Raw genomic sequence first — 15,329 nt, forward strand, 5'->3', positions numbered from 1 at the left:
AGGGGATCACCTGAACGGGCCCCTCGCAGTCGGCGTGCGGCCGTCCGGGTGACAACGCGGTCACCGTGCGCCGCGGTCCCGGTCGCCGGGGGGCCTGGAGGCGCCGAGCAGCGCCGTGAAGGCGGCGGCCGCGCCGGTCAGCTCGACGCGGGAGAACACGGCGAGCTCCCGGACCCACGGCGGGTCGGCGGTCAGCACCGCGCAGTCCTCGCCGACCGCTCCGCGGACGACGTGCGCGGGGGCCGTGGCGACGCCGACCCCGGCGGCCGCCATCCGTACCGCGGTCGAGGTGTGCTCGGTGCGCACGGCGGTGCGGGGTTCGAATCCGGCCCGGGCGCAGGCCCAGTCCAGGAACGGGCGGCCCTCCACGACCGCCTCCATCGCACACCGCACCCAGGGCCGGTCGGCGAGCTCGTGGAGACGTACGGAGGACCGTCCGGCCAGCGGGTCGTCGAACGGGACGACCAGGACGATGTCCTCCGCACCGATCGGGACGACCGGTCCCGGCCAGTGCCGGGGCGGCGGCCCGACGGCGAGGTCGGCGGTGCCGCGCTCGATCTGTTCCTCCAGGGCGTCGGTGGTGGCGTACTCGTGCAGGACGAGACCGACCCCGGGGTGCGTGCCGCGCCAGCGGGCGAAGACGTCGGGGAGGATGCCGACGGCGATCGCGTGCACGGTGGCGATGTGCAGTTCGCCTCCCTCCGCACCCGCCGCCGCGCGCGCCGCCCGTCGGGCCTGGGCGGCGCTGCGCACGGACCGTTCGGCGTGCGGCAGGAACGCCCGGCCCATCGGGGTCAGCCGGGCACCGCGCGGCAGCCGTTCGAGCAGGGCGCCGCCGGTTTCCCGCTCCAGGGCCTTGATCTGGTGGGACAGCGCGGGCTGGGTGACGTGGAGGCGTTCGGCGGCCCGGGTGAAGGAGGCCTCCTCGACGACCGTGAGGAAGTACTCCATCTGACGCAGGCTCATCGCTCCGCCTTCCGCTCGCTGCCATGAACATCGTGCATCGAACCCACACAAACATTGCCTTGGACTCATGACAAGGGCTGGGCGGAGGCTGAGGACATGACACAGACACAGGTCAAGGGCCGGGCGGAACACATCGACGAGACCGATGTCGTGATCATCGGCGGCGGTACGGGCGGCTATTCGACCGCGCTGCGGGCGGCGGCGCTCGGGCTGGAGGTGGTCCTCGCCGAGCGCGACAAGGTGGGCGGCACCTGTCTGCACCGGGGCTGCATCCCCAGCAAGGCGATGCTGCACGCCGCCGAGCTGGTCGACGGCATCGCGGAGGCACGGGAGCGGTGGGGCGTGAAGGCGAGCCTGGAGTCGGTGGACTGGCAGGCCCTCGTCGCCACCCGCGACGACATCGTGGCCCGCAACCACCGGGGCGTGGAGGGTCATCTGGCCCACGCGGCGGTCGAAGTGGTGCACGGCAGTGCGGAGTTGACCGGCCCGCGCAGTGTCCGGATCGACGGGTACGGAGACGTCACCGCCCGGCGCGGCATCGTGCTCGCGACCGGGTCACGACCGCGGATGCTGCCCGGTCTCGCGGCCGACGGCACGCGCGTGGTCACCAGTGACGACGCCCCGTTCGCCCCCGGGCTGCCGGACTCGGTCCTGGTGCTGGGCGGCGGGGCGATCGGGGTGGAGTACGCCTCGCTGCACCGGTCGATGGGGGCGCGGGTCACGCTGGTGGAGGCCGCCGACCGGCTCGTCCCGCTGGAGGACGCGGATGTGTCCCGTCATCTGACCAGGGGTCTGAAGAAGCGCGGGATCGACGTGCGGACAGGGGCCCGGCTGGTGGAGGCCACGGTGCTCGGGGGCGGGGTCCGTGCCACGGTCCGCACCCCGCGCGGCGAGGTCCGCACGGTGGAGGCGGAGCGGCTGCTCGTCGCGGTGGGCCGGGTCCCGGTGACGGACGGGCTGGGGCTGGCGGCCGCGGGCCTCGCCCCCGACCGGCGCGGATACGTGGCGCCGGCGGACTGGTCACGGCTGGAGACGGCGGTGCCGGGCATCCATGTGGTCGGGGACCTGCTCCCGCCGCCGTCCCTCGGGCTGGCCCACGCGTCCTTCGCCGAGGGGCTGCTGGTGGCCGAGACGCTGGCCGGCCTCCGTCCGGCGCCGGTGGACTACGCCGCGGTGCCCCGGGTCACGTACTCCGCCCCGCAGACAGCGTCGGTGGGTCTGACCGAGGCGCAGGCCCGCGACGCCGGGCACGAGGTCGCGGTCGGCACGATGCCGCTGACGGCCGTCGCCAAGGGGATGGTGCACGGGCAGGGCGGCATGGTGAAGGTCGTCACGGAGCGGGGCGGCCGGGTCCTCGGTGTGCACCTGGTCGGGCCGCACGTCTCGGAGATGATCGCCGAGAGCCAGCTGATCGTCGGCTGGGACGCCGAACCGTCCGACGTGGCCCGGCACATCCACGCGCACCCGACGCTCTCGGAGGCGGTCGGCGAGGCCTTCCTCACCCTGGCGGGCCGCGGCCTGCACCAGCGGGCGTGAACGCCTTCCCGATCCGGACGGGACAGCCCCTAGGCGGGCGGCCGGAGCGTGGGTGCGGAGAGCCGGAAGGTCATCCGGCCGAAGCTCACCTGGTCGCCCTCGCGCACCGAGACCGTGCCGGTGACGCGCTGGCCGTTGACGCAGGTGCCGTTGGTGGAGCCGAGATCGCGCAGCACCCATCGGCCCGCGTGCGCGGTGAGTTCGGCGTGCATCCGGGAGACCGTCTCGTGGCTGAGGCGGAGTCCGTTGCCCGGGTCGCGGCCGATGCGCAGGGGGTGCGGGCTCGGTGCCGGCAGCAGCAGCTTGGGCAGCCGCTCGGACCGCCACGCCCTGCGTACCCGCTCGGGGAAACCGGAGACCCCGCTGACCACCCGGAACAGCTGCCGCGACCAGCGGCCCTCGCTCTCCAGGTCGGCGGTGAGCGCCTCCAGTTGCTCGGAGCGGTTCGCGGTCAGGGCCAGTTCCATGCGCCGCATGAAGGTGTCGTGCGAGAGCCTGCCTTGTGCCGCGCCCTCCCTGAGCACACCGAGAACACGGTCGCGCTGGGCGTCGGAGAGCCGCGCGGGATACGTGTGGAACTCGGAGGAGGACGTCACACGGCCAATTGTCGGGCCGACGGCCCCGGGGTGTCCAGAACAACCCCGTTTTCCGCCCTCGCTGACCTGCACGGCCCCGGAATACCCGCAGGCGGCGTGCCCGGGTCGTTGCTACTGTCGGCGGCCGTGCCGTCCAGGCGACCGCCGGGACGAGCCCGTATACCTGTGGGGGATCCGTGCCCGGCGCACCACTCGAAACGACCGTCCGCCCGATCACCGGCCCGGAGGAGCTCGATCTCTTCTGCCGGCTGTCCTACGTCCTCGACCACGAGCTCGCCGACGACCTCGCGACGGGCCGCCGCCGTCCGGAGTGGATGTGGGTGGCGCTGCGGGGCGACCGGGTGCTGGCGCGGATCGCCTGGTGGAGCAAGGACGGCAGGGAGCCGCTCTTCCTCGACTTCTTCGACCTGGACGACACCCTGCCCGAGCCCGAACGCGGCGAGGCCGGGCTGCGGCTGCTGGAGGCGGCGACCGCGGCGGTCGTCCCGGCCGGCGCCCCGCGTCCCGAGTACGGGCGTTACGTCCCGCCGGACTGGCGTGAGGACCCGGTGGCCCGTGACGTCGTCGAGGCCCGCATCCGGGTCATGGAACGCACCGGCGCCCGGCTGCTCGTGGAGCGGCTGCGCCTGGAGTGGCGTGCGGGCACTCCCGTGCCCGCCGGCAGCGGACGGCTGCGGTTCCGGCCGGTCGCCGGGCGGGAGGATCTCCTCGCCCTGATGACGCCGGTGATGGAGGGCACCCTCGACGCCCACGGTCGGCAGGACCTGGCGTCCGGGCTCTCGGCGCGCGAGGCGGCGGAGAAGCACTACGACGAGGAGCTCGCCCACTACTCGACGCCGCAGGAGTGGTGGCGCGTCGCCGAACTCCCGGACGGCGAGCCGGCCGGCTTCGTGATCCCGGCCCGCAACAGCTACAACCCGATCATCGCGTACATCGGCGTGGTGCCCGCGCACCGCGGTCACGGCTACATCGACGAACTCCTCGCCGAGGGCACCCGGGTGCTCGCCGGGCAGGAGGGCGTGGAGCGCATCCGGGCCGCGACGGACCTCGGCAACGTGCCGATGGCGAAGTCCTTCGCGCGTCTGGGGTACGTCAACTTCGAGCGCGCCTTCGACATGGTGTGGGACGCCTGACGGAGCCGCCCCGCGTCAGCGCCCGCCGGCGCGCTGCGCCCGGATGACGTCGCGGTACCAGGCGTAGGAGTCCTTGGGCGTGCGGCGCAGCGTCTCGTAGTCGATGTGGACCAGGCCGAAGCGCTTGCTGACCCCCTCGGTCCACTCGACGTTGTCGGTGAGCGACCAGGTGAAGTAGCCGCGTACGTCGACGCCCGCGTCCATGGCCTGCCGCAGCGCCCGGAGGTGGCCGTCGAGGTAGGCGATCCTGCGGGTGTCCGCGGTGGGTTCGTCGACGGCGCAGCCGTTCTCGGTGATGTAGAGCGGGGGCAGCCGGTCGCCGTAGCGGTCGCGCAGCTGGACGAGGGTCTCGCGCAGCCCGTCGGGGACGACCGGCCAGCCGAAGTCGGTCGTCTCGTAGCCCTGGATCTCCCTTATCCCGAAGGGGAGTTCGGCGGGCATCCCGAACCCGGCGAAGCTGTCGGCGGCGTCGGCCCCGGGGGCGCCGACGAGTGTGGGGTTGTAGTAGTTGACCCCGTACCAGTCGAGCGGGGCCGAGATGGTCCGCAGGTCGTCCTCGACCGGGCCGGGCATCAGTGCGGCGAAGTTCTCGTCGGGGTAGCGGCCGGTGAGGAGCGGGTCGGCGAACAGCCAGTTGGTGAGGGTGTCGTACACCTCGGCGGCGAAGCGGTCCTCGTCGGACTCACCGGCGGTCCAGACCGGGGTGTGCGACAGCGCGATGCCGATGTTGCCGGCGCCGGCGGCCCGCAGCGCGCGCACGGCGAGACCGTGGGCCAGGAGCTGGTGGTGGGCGGCGGGCAGCGCGTCGAAGAGGAGGGCGCGGCCCGGCGCGTGCTCGCCGAGCGCGTAGCCGAGCATGGTCACTTCGGCGGGTTCGTTGAGGGTGATCCACATGGGTACGCGGTCGGCGAGCCGTTCCGCGACGATGCCCGCGTACTCGGCGAAGCGGTAGGCCGTGTCCCGGTTGAGCCAGCCGCCCGCCTCGTCCAGCGGGAGCGGGGTGTCCCAGTGGTAGAGGGTGGGGGCCGGGGTGATGCCGTGGGCGCAGAGTTCGTCGACGAGCCGGTCGTAGAAGTCGAGCCCCTGCGGGTTGACCGGTCCGCTGCCGCCGGGGACGACGCGGGGCCAGCTCACCGAGAACCGGAAGGCGTCGGCGCCGAGCCCGGCCAGCAGGGCGACGTCCTCGCGGTAGTGCCGGTGGAAGCCGGTGCCGCGGGTGGTGTCCGTGCCGTCCTTGATGCGCCCGGGCTGCGCGGCGAACGCGTCCCAGCCGGAGGGCCCCTTCCCGTCGGTGTCGGCGGCGCCCTCGGTCTGGAAGGCGGAGGCGGAGGCTCCCCAGAGGAAACCGGGCGGGAAGGGCGGCACGGTCATCTCGGCCTCCACAGCCGTAAGAGGGAGTGCGTAGGACAGAACCTGACAGGGGAATGATCAGGACCAGACCTTAATGGCCAGTAACGGGCTCGATCCAGTGTCGCGGGTCGAAGATCGCGCCTTCTGCCGACCATGGGCCGGTACACGGAGACGAGGGAGCGCCACATGTTGTTCGAGGTATGGGCACCGGATGCGGAATCGGCCGTGCTGCGGCTGTCGGGTGAGCCGCGGACCATGGAGCGTGATCCGGGCCGGGCGGGCTGGTGGACCGCGGAGGCCGACGCCGCGGACGGCGACCGTTACGGCTTCGCCCTCGACGGCGGACCGGTGCGCCCCGATCCGCGCTCCCGCCGCCAGCCGGACGGTCCGGACGGCGAGAGCGCGGTGGTCGACCACGGCGGGTACGCGTGGCGGAGCGACTGGACGGGGCGCGGTCTGCCGGGCGCCATCCTGTACGAGCTCCACATCGGTACGTACACCGCCGACGGCACCTTCGACGCGGCGGCGGCGCGGCTGGGGCACCTCGCCGAGCTGGGCGTCACCCATGTGTCGCTGATGCCCGTCTGCCCCTTCCCCGGCGTCCACGGCTGGGGGTACGAGGGGGTGTCGCTGTGGGCGGTGCACGAACCGTACGGCGGGCCGGAGGGGCTGAAGCGCTTCGTCGACGCGGCGCACGGGCTCGGGCTCGCCGTGGTCCTGGACGTGGTCCACAACCACCTGGGCCCGTCCGGCAATTACCTCCCCGCCTTCGGCCCGTACTTCACCGAGACCCACCACACGCCGTGGGGTGCGGCCGTCAATCTGGACGCGCCCGGCTCGGACGAGGTGCGGGCCTTCCTGCTGGGCAGCGCGCTCGCCTGGCTGCGCGACTACCGGCTGGACGGACTGCGGCTCGACGCGGTCCACGCCCTGGCCGACACCCGGGCGCTCACCTTCCTGGAGGAGCTGTCGACCGCGGCCGACGCGCTCTCGGCGGAGCTGGGCCGCCCGCTCTCCCTCATCGCCGAGTCCGATCTCTGCGACCCGCGCACGACCACTCCGCGCGAGTCCGGCGGCATCGGTCTGCACGCCCAGTGGAACGACGACTTCCACCACTGTCTGCACACCGCGCTGACCGGCGAGTCCCAGGGTTACTACGCGGACTTCGCGGCCGCCCCGCTGGCCGGTCTCGCCAAGACCATGACCAGCGCCTTCTTCCACGACGGCACGTACTCCAGCTTCCGGGGCCGTACGCACGGCCGGCCGGTCGACGTCACCCGCAGCGCCGCCCACCGCTTCGTCGGCTACGCCCAGACCCATGACCAGATCGGCAACCGGGCGCTCGGCGACCGGCTGGCCGGCTCCCTCTCCCCCGGTCTGCTGGCCTGTGCGGCGGCGCTCGTGCTGACCGGCCCGTTCACCCCGATGCTGTTCATGGGCGAGGAGTGGGGCGCACGGACCCCCTGGCAGTTCTTCACCGACCACACCGATCCGGAGCTCGCCGAGGCCGTCCGCACGGGCAGACGGCGGGAGTTCGGGGCGCACGGCTGGGCCGAGGAGGACATCCCGGACCCGCAGGACCCGGCCACCCGGGACCGTTCCTGTCTGGACTGGAGCGAGCCCGAGCGCGAACCGCACGCCCGTCTGCACGCCTGGTACCGCGAACTGATCGCCCTGCGCCACGCGCTGCCCGACCTCTGCGACCCGGATCTGGCGACGGTGCGGACGGCGTTCGACGACGGGGCACGCTGGCTGGCGTTCCGCCGGGGCGATCTGCGGGTCGCGGTCAACCTCGACGAGAAGCCGGCCACGATCCCGCTCGGCGGCGGCCGGCACCGCGGCGGCGGGGGCCGGGTGCTGGCCGCCTGGCTGCCCGTCGACCCGCCCGGTGCGGACGGGGCGCTGCATCTGCCGCCGGAGTCGTGCGTGGTGCTGGCCGACGACTGACCGCCCGCGCCCTCGCCCGCAAACCAGGTGCGGCCGGGAGCCGCCGTGGTGTGTCATCGGGGGATGGTGACGACGATGCCGGACGCGCCGGGAGCCGGCCGGCTGGCCGAGGCCGTGGGCGTGCTGCGGGAGTGGCAGGACGACGGGGCGCCGATGCAACTGCATCCGGGGGACCTGGGCTGGTTCTGGCGGGCCGGGCCGGAGGCGACCGCCGCGGCGGTCCGGACGTGGAGCGGGGACGGCCGGATCCTCGCCGTCGGGCTGCTGGACGGCCCCGGTCTCCTGCGGCTCACGATCGCGCCGGACGCCCGCCAGGACGAGGCACTGGCCCGGCAGTTGGTCGCGGACGCGACCGATCCGGCGCGCGGTGTGCTGCCCGCGGGGAGGGCGAACATCGAGGCGCCGGCGGATGCGCTGGTCCAGGAGCTGCTGGCCGGGGAGGGCTGGGGCACCGACGAGCCGTGGACGCCGCTGAGCCGCGACCTCACCGAGCCGGTGCGCGACCCGGGTGTGCGGATCGAGGTGACCGGGCCGGAGCGGGCCCACGTGTACACCGCGGTGCACCGGGCGGCCTTCGCCGGTTCGCGGTGCACGGACGAGAGCTGGCACGCGATGGCGGCCGGACTGCCGTACGCGGAGGCCAGGTCCCTGGTCGCGTACGACGGCCGGGGCGACGCGGTGGCGGCGGTGACGGTGTGGTCGGCGGGGCCGGGCAGGCCCGGGCTGCTCGAACCGATGGGCGTGCACCGGGACCACCGCCGCCGCGGCCACGGTGAGGCGATCACCGTCGCCGCGGCCGCCGCGCTCAGGGAACTGGGCTCGTCCAGCGCGCTCGTGTGCACCCCCACCGCCAACCCGGGCGCCGTCGCCACCTACGAGGCGGCGGGCTTCCGGCGGCGCCCCGAGGTCCGGGACCGCTGCCGGGAGGCGTAGGGGCGGGGGCGGTGCTACTCGACGATCGCCAGTTCGCGCGCGGTGGCGTTGAGGCGCCGGCCGCCGTCCTCGGTGACGGTCACGATGTCCTCGATCCGGACGCCGAAGCGGCCCGGCAGATAGATGCCGGGCTCCACGGAGAAGCACATGCCGGGCACGAGCGGCAGCTCCTCGCCCTCGATCATGTACGGGGGTTCGTGGGTGGTGACACCGATGCCGTGGCCGGTGCGGTGGATGAAGCGTTCCCCGTAGCCGAACTCGGTGATGACGGCGCGGGCCGCCCGGTCGATCTCCTGGCAGGCGACGCCGGGCCGCACGGCCTTGCAGCCCGCCTCCTGAGCCTCCCGCACGATGTCGTGGACCCGCTGTTCCTCGGGCGTGGGCTCGCCGACGTGGACCGTACGGGAGGTGTCGGAGCCGTAACCGTGCTTGAGGCCGCCGAAGTCGAGCACGACCATGTCGCCCCGCTCGATGGTGCGGTCACCCGCCTCGTGGTGCGGGTTGGCGCCGTTCGGTCCGGAGCCGACCACGGTGAAGTCGACCTGGGAGTGGCCGGACTCGGTGAGCAGCCGGGCCAGGTCGGCGGCCACGTCGGTCTCCCTGCGGCCGGCGAACCGGACCTTCAGGATCTCCTCGTACGTGGCGTCGGCGGCGGCCCCGGCGGCGGCGAGCCGGTCCAGCTCATGGCTGTCCTTGACGGCGCGCAGCATCGGCAGGACCTCGGTGAGCGAGGCGTACGAGGTGCCGGGCAACAGCTGCTGGAGGCCGAGCAGATGCATCGCCCAGGCGTTGTCGCTGATCCCGAACCGGCCCTTCGCGTCGAGCAGCGGCGCGGTGACGGCGTACGGGTCCTTGCCGTCGGTCCAGTCGCGCAGGGTCAGGGCGGGTGCCCCGACGGCCTTCTCCGCGTCGGCGGCCTCCAGCGTCGGCACGACCAGGACCGGGTCCTGACCGGCGGTCAGGACGAGGACCGTGAGGCGTTCGGTGATGGCGGTGGGCTGGTAGCCGGTCAGGTGGACGAGGTCGGGTCCCGGTGCGACCAGGACGCCCGCGAGTCCGGCGGCCGCGGCGCTCTCGGCGGCGCGCGTCATCCGGGCCCGGTAGTCGTCGGCGGTGAACGGCACGGGCTGGTTCGGGCTGGACATGCGGGACCTCCTGGCGGCGCGGAACGGCTCTCTGCATCCTGCCCGTCCGGGCTCCGGACCGCGAGTGGTCAGGACGGCGTGCCGTCCGCCGTCCGTACGACGAGGTCGGCGCGGTCGCGGCCCGGGGCGACGAGCCGCGCGTTGGCCTCGTCGGACCCCGCGACCCAGCGCTCCGCGAAGGCCCGCGGCTTTCCGTACCGCACATGGCGATCGACGAGCCGGCGGACGCGCACCTCGTCGTCGAGCTCCAGGAACCACGCCTCGTCCAGCAGTCCGCGCACCGGCGCCCACGGCCCCTCCCCGTACAGGAGGTAGTTTCCCTCGGTGACGACGAGCGGGACGTGTGGCGGTACGGGCACGGAGCCGGCGACCGGTTCCTCCAGGGACCTGTCGAAGGCGGGGGCGTAGACGACGGTCCCGGGTTCGGGGGTCCGCAGTCGCCGGAGCAGGGCCGCGTATCCGGCGGCGTCGAACGTGTCGGGCGCGCCCTTGCGGTCCGCCCGGCCGAGCCGCTCCAGTTCGGTCTGGGCCAGGTGGAAGCCGTCCATCGGGACGAGGACGGCGAGCGGTCCGAGCGCGTCGACGAGCTGCTGCGCCAGGGTCGACTTCCCGGCGCCGGGCGGCCCGGCGATACCGAGGATGCGGCGGTCCCCGGCAGCGGCGAGGCGGCGGGCGCGGGCCGTCAGGCCGGTGAGGTCCTTGGTGTCCATGCCGGATAGTGTCCCGCTACGGGCCCGGCGGCCTCCGGGCCGTACCCCTCCCCCGCCCGCCCCGAGCACCGAGGATCCCCCATGTCCCACATCGCCCTGGTCACCCTGGTCGTCCGCGAGTACGACGAGGCCCGTGACTTCTACACCGAGGCCCTCGGCTTCGAACTGGTCGAGGACACCGACCGGGGCGACGGCTCCCGCTGGGTCGTGGTGCGGCCGCGCGGCGGGCAGGGCACGGGTCTGCTGCTGGCCCGCGCCAAGGACGGCGCGCAGTCGGCGAGCGTCGGGGCGCAGACCGGCGGACGGGTCGGCTTCTTCCTGCACACCGAGGACTTCGCGGGCGACCACGCGCGCATGCTGGCGGCCGGGGTTCGGTTCCTGGAGGAGCCGCGGCACGAGGTCTACGGCTCGGTCGCGGTCTTCGAGGATCTCTACGGCAACCGCTGGGACCTGCTCCAGCCCGCGCCGACGGCGTAGCCCCGCACGACTCCGGCCCTTCCCGGGGGCCGTCGGACCTTGCCATGATCCGGCCATGCCGGCGAGCGGAACGTCCCCGGTGTACGTGGACGGCCGTCACCCTGTTCGGCGGCGGCGGGACGGGGGGTTCGCCCCGGAGACCCCGGTGGTGGACGCGGGGTCGTGAGCGCGGTGCGTCCAGGGGCTCAGCCCGCCCTGAGGACGTCGTCCCCCGCCGCCCCCGCCAGTGCCTCCAGCACCGGGGCGATCAGCGGATGCGCCTCCGCGCCGCGGCGCACGGCGGCGAAGACGCGGCGTGTCGGGGCGCTTCCCCGTACCGGCCGGACCACCACACCGGTCAGTGCCATCCCGCGCAGCGCGGACCGCGGGACGAGCGCCACCCCGGCGCCGGCGCCGGCCAGGGCGACCACCGCATGGAAGTCGTCCGACGAGTGTTCGAGGTTCGGGGCGAAGCCGGCGTACTCGCAGGCCAGCACGACCACGTCGTGGCACGGGTTGCCCGGGTAGGGGCCGATCCAGGCGTCCTTGGCGAGGTCGGCGACCGCGACCTGTTCCTGGTCCGCCAGCCGGTGTCCGACCGGGAGCACCGCGTCGAAGGGTTCCGAGTACAGCGCGACCCGGGTCAGCCGCCGGTCGTCCTCGCCCGGTGCGCCCCGGTACTCGACGGCGACCGCCACATCGGCCTGCCGGTCCAGGACCATCGGGACGCTGGCGTCGCCCTCGGCGTCCTGCACCCGGACCTTGATGCCGGGGGCGGTCCGGCCGAGGGCGGCGATCGCGGGGGCGAGGACCAGGCCGATGCCGGTGGCGAACGCGGCGACGGTGACCGTACCGGCGTCGCCCGCGCCGTAGGCGGCGAGCTCGGCCTCCGCCCGCTCCAGCTGGGCCAGGACCGCGTTGGTGTGGGTCAGCAGGATCTCTCCTGCGGGGGTGAGCCGGGCGCCGCGGGCGCCCCGCTCGACCAGCCGGTGTCCCGTCTCCTGCTCCAGCGCGGCGAGCTGCTGGGAGACGGCGGACGGGGTCAGATACAGCGCGGCGGCCGCGGCGGTCACCGTGCGGTGGTCCGCCACCGCCCGCAGGATGCGCAGCCGCCGTGCATCGATCATGTGCCCTATTGTCCCAGGTCGCGGAGGGCTCCCCCGTCGCGGCTACGCCTCCAGGGCCGCCCGCGCGTCGACGAACGCGTCGACCGCGCGGTTCACGTCCGCCGTGGAGTGGGCCGCGGAGAGCTGGACGCGGATGCGGGCCGCGCCCTGCGGGACGACCGGGTACGAGAACCCGATCACGTACACACCGCGCTCCAGGAGCAGCTCCGCCATCCGGCCTGCCTTCGCCGCGTCCCCGATCATCACGGGGGCGATGGCGTGGTCGCCGGGCAGGACATCGAAGCCTTCCTCGGTCATCCGGGTGCGGAAGAGCGCGGTGTTGGCGTTGAGCTGCTCGCGCAGGTCGCCCGCGGACTCCAGCAGGTCGATGACCTTCAGCGAGGCCGCCGCGATGACCGGGGCGAGCGAGTTGGAGAAGAGGTACGGGCGCGAGCGCTGGCGCAGCAGGGAGACGATCTCGGCGCGGGCGGCCACGTAACCGCCGGAGGCGCCGCCGAGCGCCTTGCCGAGCGTGCCGGTGATGATGTCGACGCGGTCCATCACGTCGTGCAGTTCGGGAGTGCCGCGGCCGCCGGGGCCGACGAAGCCGACCGCGTGCGAGTCGTCGACCATGACCATGGCGTCGTAGCGCTCGGCCAGGTCGCAGATCTCGCGCAGCGGGGCGACGTACCCGTCCATGGAGAACACGCCGTCGGTGACGACGAGCCGGCGCCGGGCCCCGGACGCCTCCTTGAGCTGCTTCTCCAGGTCGGCCATGTCGCGGTTGGCGTAGCGGAAGCGCTTGGCCTTGCACAGCCGGATGCCGTCGATGATCGAGGCGTGGTTGAGGGCGTCGGAGATGACCGCGTCCTCCGGGCCGAGGACGGTCTCGAAGACTCCGCCGTTGGCGTCGAAGCAGGACGAGTAGAGGATCGTGTCCTCCTGGCCCAGGAAGGAGGAGAGCCGCTGCTCCAGCTCCTTGTGGACCTCCTGGGTGCCGCAGATGAAACGGACCGAGGCCATGCCGTAGCCCCAGCGGTCCAGCGCCTCGTGCGCGGCGGCGATCACGTCGGGGTGGTCGGCCAGGCCCAGGTAGTTGTTGGCGCAGAAGTTCAGCACCTCGCCGGGGCGGCCACCGGCGGTGACGGCCACGGTCGCGGACTGCGGGGTGCCGATGACGCGCTCGGGCTTGTGCAGCCCGGCTGCCTCGATCTCTTCGAGGGTGGTGCGCATGTCGTCGCGTACGGAGTCGAACATGAGGGAATCTCCCGGCTGGGTGCGGAGGCGGTAGGAGGTCAGACGGTCCAGTCGAGGATGACCTTGCCGCCGCGTCCGCTCGCCGCGTCGTCGAAGGCCGCCTCGAAGTCGCGGTAGCCGTACCTGCCGGTGATCACGGGGGCGAGGTCGAGACCGCCCTCCAGCAGGACGGACATGGCGTACCAGGTCTCGTACATCTCGCGGCCGTAGATGCCCTTGATCGTGATCATGGAGGTGACGATCCGGGACCAGTCGACGGCGAACTCGTCGGACGGCAGTCCGAGCATCGCGATCCGGCCGCCGTGCGTCATGTTCGCGATCATGTCGCGCATCGCCTCGGGGCGGCCGGACATCTCCAGGCCGATGTCGAAGCCCTCGCGCAGGCCCAGCTTCTGCTGGCCGTCGGCGATGGTCTGCTCACCGACGTTGAGCGCGAGGCTGACGCCGACCTTGCGGGCCAGGTCGAGACGGGCCTCGCTGACGTCGGTGATCATGACGTTGCGGGCTCCGGCGTGCTTGGCGACGGCGGCGGCCATGATGCCGATCGGGCCTGCGCCGGTGATCAGGACGTCCTCGCCGACCAGCGGGAACGACAGTGCGGTGTGCACGGCGTTGCCGAACGGGTCGAAGATCGCGGCGACGTCCAGGTCCACGGGGACGCGGTGCACCCAGACGTTGGACGCGGGCAGCGCGACGTACTCGGCGAAGGCCCCGTCGCGGCCGACGCCGAGCCCCACGGTGGAGCGGCAGAGGTGACGGCGGCCGGCCAGACAGTTGCGGCACTTGCCGCACACCAGGTGGCCCTCGCCGCTGACCAGGTCGCCGACGGCGATGTCGACGACGTCCGCGCCGATCGCGGCGACCTCTCCGACGAACTCGTGGCCGAGGACGAGCGGCGTCTTCACGGCCTGCTGCGCCCAGCCGTCGTAGTTGCGGATGTGCAGGTCGGTGCCGCAGATGCCGGTGCGGAGCACCTTGATCAGCACGTCCGAGGGGCCGGTCTCCGGCTCGGGCACGTCCATCAGCCAGAGTCCCGGCTCGGCCTTCTGCTTCACGAGTGCCTTCACGGCTGCGGCTCCCTGTACCTGGTGCGGCGTTGATGTCCCCGGGCCGGGGGCATGCCAGAGGAAGCCTGCGGCCCGGGGAAGTATGAGAGGGACTGCGTGGCAGCGCGCTCGGCCGGCTGCCGCGCACCATCCTCCGCCGTCACGGAGAAATCTGCCGTACCCCGCGCCCCAGGTCCATCGAGGTTTTCTTAAGCGCGCCCGCAGCTTGGCTTCACGCCGTGCCGTACGGGCCCCGCGGGCGCCTGCTCCATCCGGGGGACGCGCCGGCCCGTCACCCCTTCCGCAGGAACTGCCTGAGGTGGCGGGTCAGCACGTCCGGCCGGTCCTCCGGGATCAGGGTGTAGCTGTCCGCGATCTCCACCAGTTCGCCCCGGGGCAGCAGTCCGGCCAGTCGGCGTCCGTGTTCCGGCGGCATGACCCGGTCCTCCGACGCCCAGGCGACGAGCGCCGGACGGTCGAAGGTGCGCAGGGCCTCCGCCCAGCGCAGCAGCTCGGCCTTCGGCGGCACGCCCAGGACGTACTTCCGCAGGTCCCGGCGGATCTCCCGGGAGGTCCACAGCGGCCGGAACCAGCCGTCCATCACCGCGTCGGGCACCGGCCGCTTGGTCATCCGGCCCCAGGTCATCGGCAGCCGCCGCACCGGCTTGAGCTTCAGCAGGGTGAAGGCCAGCTTCAGGCCGCCGGGCATCCGGGCGGAGGCGTAGAGATTGCTGCCGGGCAGTCCGGGCGGAAAGTTGTCGAAGGCCTCGCAGGAGGTGATGACCAGCTTGCCGATCCGCTGGTCGCGGCCGTCCGCGACCAGGGCCTGGGCGCCGCCCCAGTCGTTCATGACCAGGGTGACGTCGGTGAGACCGAGCGCTTCGAGGAACTCCGCGACCAGCCGTGCGACACCGAGGACCGACAGGTCCGCGTCCGGCCGCATCGGCCGGCGGTGGCCGCCGAGCGGCAGCGTCGGCACGATGCACCGGTGGCCGTCCCGCAGATCCGCGACGACGTGCCGCCACAGCGAGCCGTCCATCGCCACGCCGTGCAGCAGGACCACGACCGGCCCGTCACCGCCGGTGTCCTCGTACTCCACGACGCCCGCGGAAAGCTCCAACTCGGCCATTCGGTACTCCTCTTCGACG

The 15,329-nt window shown here is 73.4% G+C and carries 14 protein-coding genes; 5 read left to right on the forward strand and 9 right to left on the reverse strand.

What is annotated here, in order from left to right; all coding sequences use genetic code 11:
- Positions 1–60: 60 nt before the first annotated feature.
- Complete coding sequence (locus tag OG521_08655; protein WUW20855.1) at positions 61–966, reverse strand: LysR family transcriptional regulator; 906 nt, start codon at positions 964–966, stop codon at positions 61–63.
- Positions 967–1,062: 96 nt separating this feature from the next.
- Between OG521_08655 and lpdA the strand changes: the two genes are divergently transcribed.
- On the forward strand, positions 1,063–2,502 hold the full coding sequence (gene lpdA, locus OG521_08660; protein ID WUW20856.1) for a dihydrolipoyl dehydrogenase: 1,440 nt from the start codon (positions 1,063–1,065) through the stop codon (positions 2,500–2,502).
- 29 nt (positions 2,503–2,531) lie between these two features.
- On the opposite strand, the gene OG521_08665 is transcribed toward lpdA, so the two are convergent.
- The gene (locus OG521_08665) at positions 2,532–3,098 is read right to left on the reverse strand and encodes an FHA domain-containing protein (protein WUW20857.1); all 567 of its coding nucleotides are present in this window, start codon (positions 3,096–3,098) and stop codon (positions 2,532–2,534) included.
- 176 nt (positions 3,099–3,274) lie between these two features.
- Between OG521_08665 and OG521_08670 the strand changes: the two genes are divergently transcribed.
- Positions 3,275–4,231 carry a GNAT family N-acetyltransferase gene (locus tag OG521_08670; protein ID WUW20858.1) on the forward strand — a complete coding sequence of 319 codons (957 nt, stop codon included), beginning with the start codon at positions 3,275–3,277 and terminating at the stop codon, positions 4,229–4,231.
- A gap of 15 nt (positions 4,232–4,246) precedes the next feature.
- Here OG521_08670 and OG521_08675 read toward each other — a convergent pair whose 3' ends face one another.
- On the reverse strand, positions 4,247–5,602 hold the full coding sequence (locus tag OG521_08675; GenBank protein WUW20859.1) for a GH1 family beta-glucosidase: 1,356 nt from the start codon (positions 5,600–5,602) through the stop codon (positions 4,247–4,249).
- A 165-nt stretch (positions 5,603–5,767) separates the two neighbouring features.
- On the opposite strand from OG521_08675, the gene treZ reads away from it, so the two are divergent.
- Both treZ and OG521_08685 read left to right on the forward strand, forming a co-directional pair.
- A complete protein-coding gene (gene treZ, locus OG521_08680; protein ID WUW20860.1) occupies positions 5,768–7,528 on the forward strand; it encodes a malto-oligosyltrehalose trehalohydrolase in 1,761 nt (586 codons plus the stop codon).
- Between the two features lie 63 nt (positions 7,529–7,591).
- Positions 7,592–8,461 (forward strand): GNAT family N-acetyltransferase, encoded by an 870-nt coding sequence (locus OG521_08685; GenBank protein ID WUW20861.1) that lies wholly within the window; start codon positions 7,592–7,594, stop codon positions 8,459–8,461.
- 14 nt (positions 8,462–8,475) lie between these two features.
- Here the strand turns inward: OG521_08685 and OG521_08690 are convergent, their stop codons facing one another.
- Positions 8,476–9,606, reverse strand: coding sequence for an aminopeptidase P family protein (locus tag OG521_08690; protein ID WUW20862.1), 1,131 nt, complete (start codon positions 9,604–9,606; stop codon positions 8,476–8,478).
- A 68-nt stretch (positions 9,607–9,674) separates the two neighbouring features.
- Positions 9,675–10,316 carry a nucleoside/nucleotide kinase family protein gene (locus OG521_08695; protein WUW20863.1) on the reverse strand — a complete coding sequence of 214 codons (642 nt, stop codon included), beginning with the start codon at positions 10,314–10,316 and terminating at the stop codon, positions 9,675–9,677.
- Positions 10,317–10,397: 81 nt separating this feature from the next.
- Between OG521_08695 and OG521_08700 the strand changes: the two genes are divergently transcribed.
- Positions 10,398–10,793: a VOC family protein gene (locus OG521_08700; protein ID WUW20864.1), complete on the forward strand. Its 396-nt coding sequence runs from the start codon at positions 10,398–10,400 to the stop codon at positions 10,791–10,793.
- Positions 10,794–10,978: 185 nt separating this feature from the next.
- Here the strand turns inward: OG521_08700 and OG521_08705 are convergent, their stop codons facing one another.
- The 4 genes from OG521_08705 to OG521_08720 all read right to left on the reverse strand — a co-directional run bounded on the left by OG521_08705 (position 10,979) and on the right by OG521_08720 (position 15,310).
- A complete protein-coding gene (locus OG521_08705) occupies positions 10,979–11,899 on the reverse strand; it encodes a LysR family transcriptional regulator (protein ID WUW20865.1) in 921 nt (306 codons plus the stop codon).
- Between the two features lie 42 nt (positions 11,900–11,941).
- Positions 11,942–13,135, reverse strand: coding sequence for a glycine C-acetyltransferase (locus tag OG521_08710; protein WUW20866.1), 1,194 nt, complete (start codon positions 13,133–13,135; stop codon positions 11,942–11,944).
- Positions 13,136–13,173: 38 nt separating this feature from the next.
- Positions 13,174–14,202: an L-threonine 3-dehydrogenase gene (gene tdh / locus OG521_08715; protein ID WUW20867.1), complete on the reverse strand. Its 1,029-nt coding sequence runs from the start codon at positions 14,200–14,202 to the stop codon at positions 13,174–13,176.
- Between the two features lie 271 nt (positions 14,203–14,473).
- Positions 14,474–15,310 (reverse strand): alpha/beta hydrolase, encoded by an 837-nt coding sequence (locus OG521_08720; GenBank protein ID WUW20868.1) that lies wholly within the window; start codon positions 15,308–15,310, stop codon positions 14,474–14,476.
- Positions 15,311–15,329 lie beyond the last annotated feature (19 nt).

The organism is Streptomyces sp. NBC_01463 (genome assembly GCA_036227345.1).
In the GTDB taxonomy this organism is placed as follows: Bacteria; Actinomycetota; Actinomycetes; order Streptomycetales; family Streptomycetaceae; genus Streptomyces.

Coding starts and splice junctions, on each gene's coding strand:
- lpdA (WUW20856.1), top strand. CDS start 1,063: ATGACACAGACACAGGTCAAGGGCCGGGCGGAACACATCGACGAGACC.
- OG521_08705 (WUW20865.1), bottom strand. CDS start 11,899: ATGATCGATGCACGGCGGCTGCGCATCCTGCGGGCGGTGGCGGACCAC.
- OG521_08690 (WUW20862.1), bottom strand. CDS start 9,606: ATGTCCAGCCCGAACCAGCCCGTGCCGTTCACCGCCGACGACTACCGG.
- OG521_08700 (WUW20864.1), top strand. CDS start 10,398: ATGTCCCACATCGCCCTGGTCACCCTGGTCGTCCGCGAGTACGACGAG.
- OG521_08720 (WUW20868.1), bottom strand. CDS start 15,310: ATGGCCGAGTTGGAGCTTTCCGCGGGCGTCGTGGAGTACGAGGACACC.
- OG521_08655 (WUW20855.1), bottom strand. CDS start 966: ATGAGCCTGCGTCAGATGGAGTACTTCCTCACGGTCGTCGAGGAGGCC.
- OG521_08710 (WUW20866.1), bottom strand. CDS start 13,135: ATGTTCGACTCCGTACGCGACGACATGCGCACCACCCTCGAAGAGATC.
- OG521_08695 (WUW20863.1), bottom strand. CDS start 10,316: ATGGACACCAAGGACCTCACCGGCCTGACGGCCCGCGCCCGCCGCCTC.
- treZ (WUW20860.1), top strand. CDS start 5,768: ATGTTGTTCGAGGTATGGGCACCGGATGCGGAATCGGCCGTGCTGCGG.
- OG521_08685 (WUW20861.1), top strand. CDS start 7,592: ATGGTGACGACGATGCCGGACGCGCCGGGAGCCGGCCGGCTGGCCGAG.
- OG521_08675 (WUW20859.1), bottom strand. CDS start 5,602: ATGACCGTGCCGCCCTTCCCGCCCGGTTTCCTCTGGGGAGCCTCCGCC.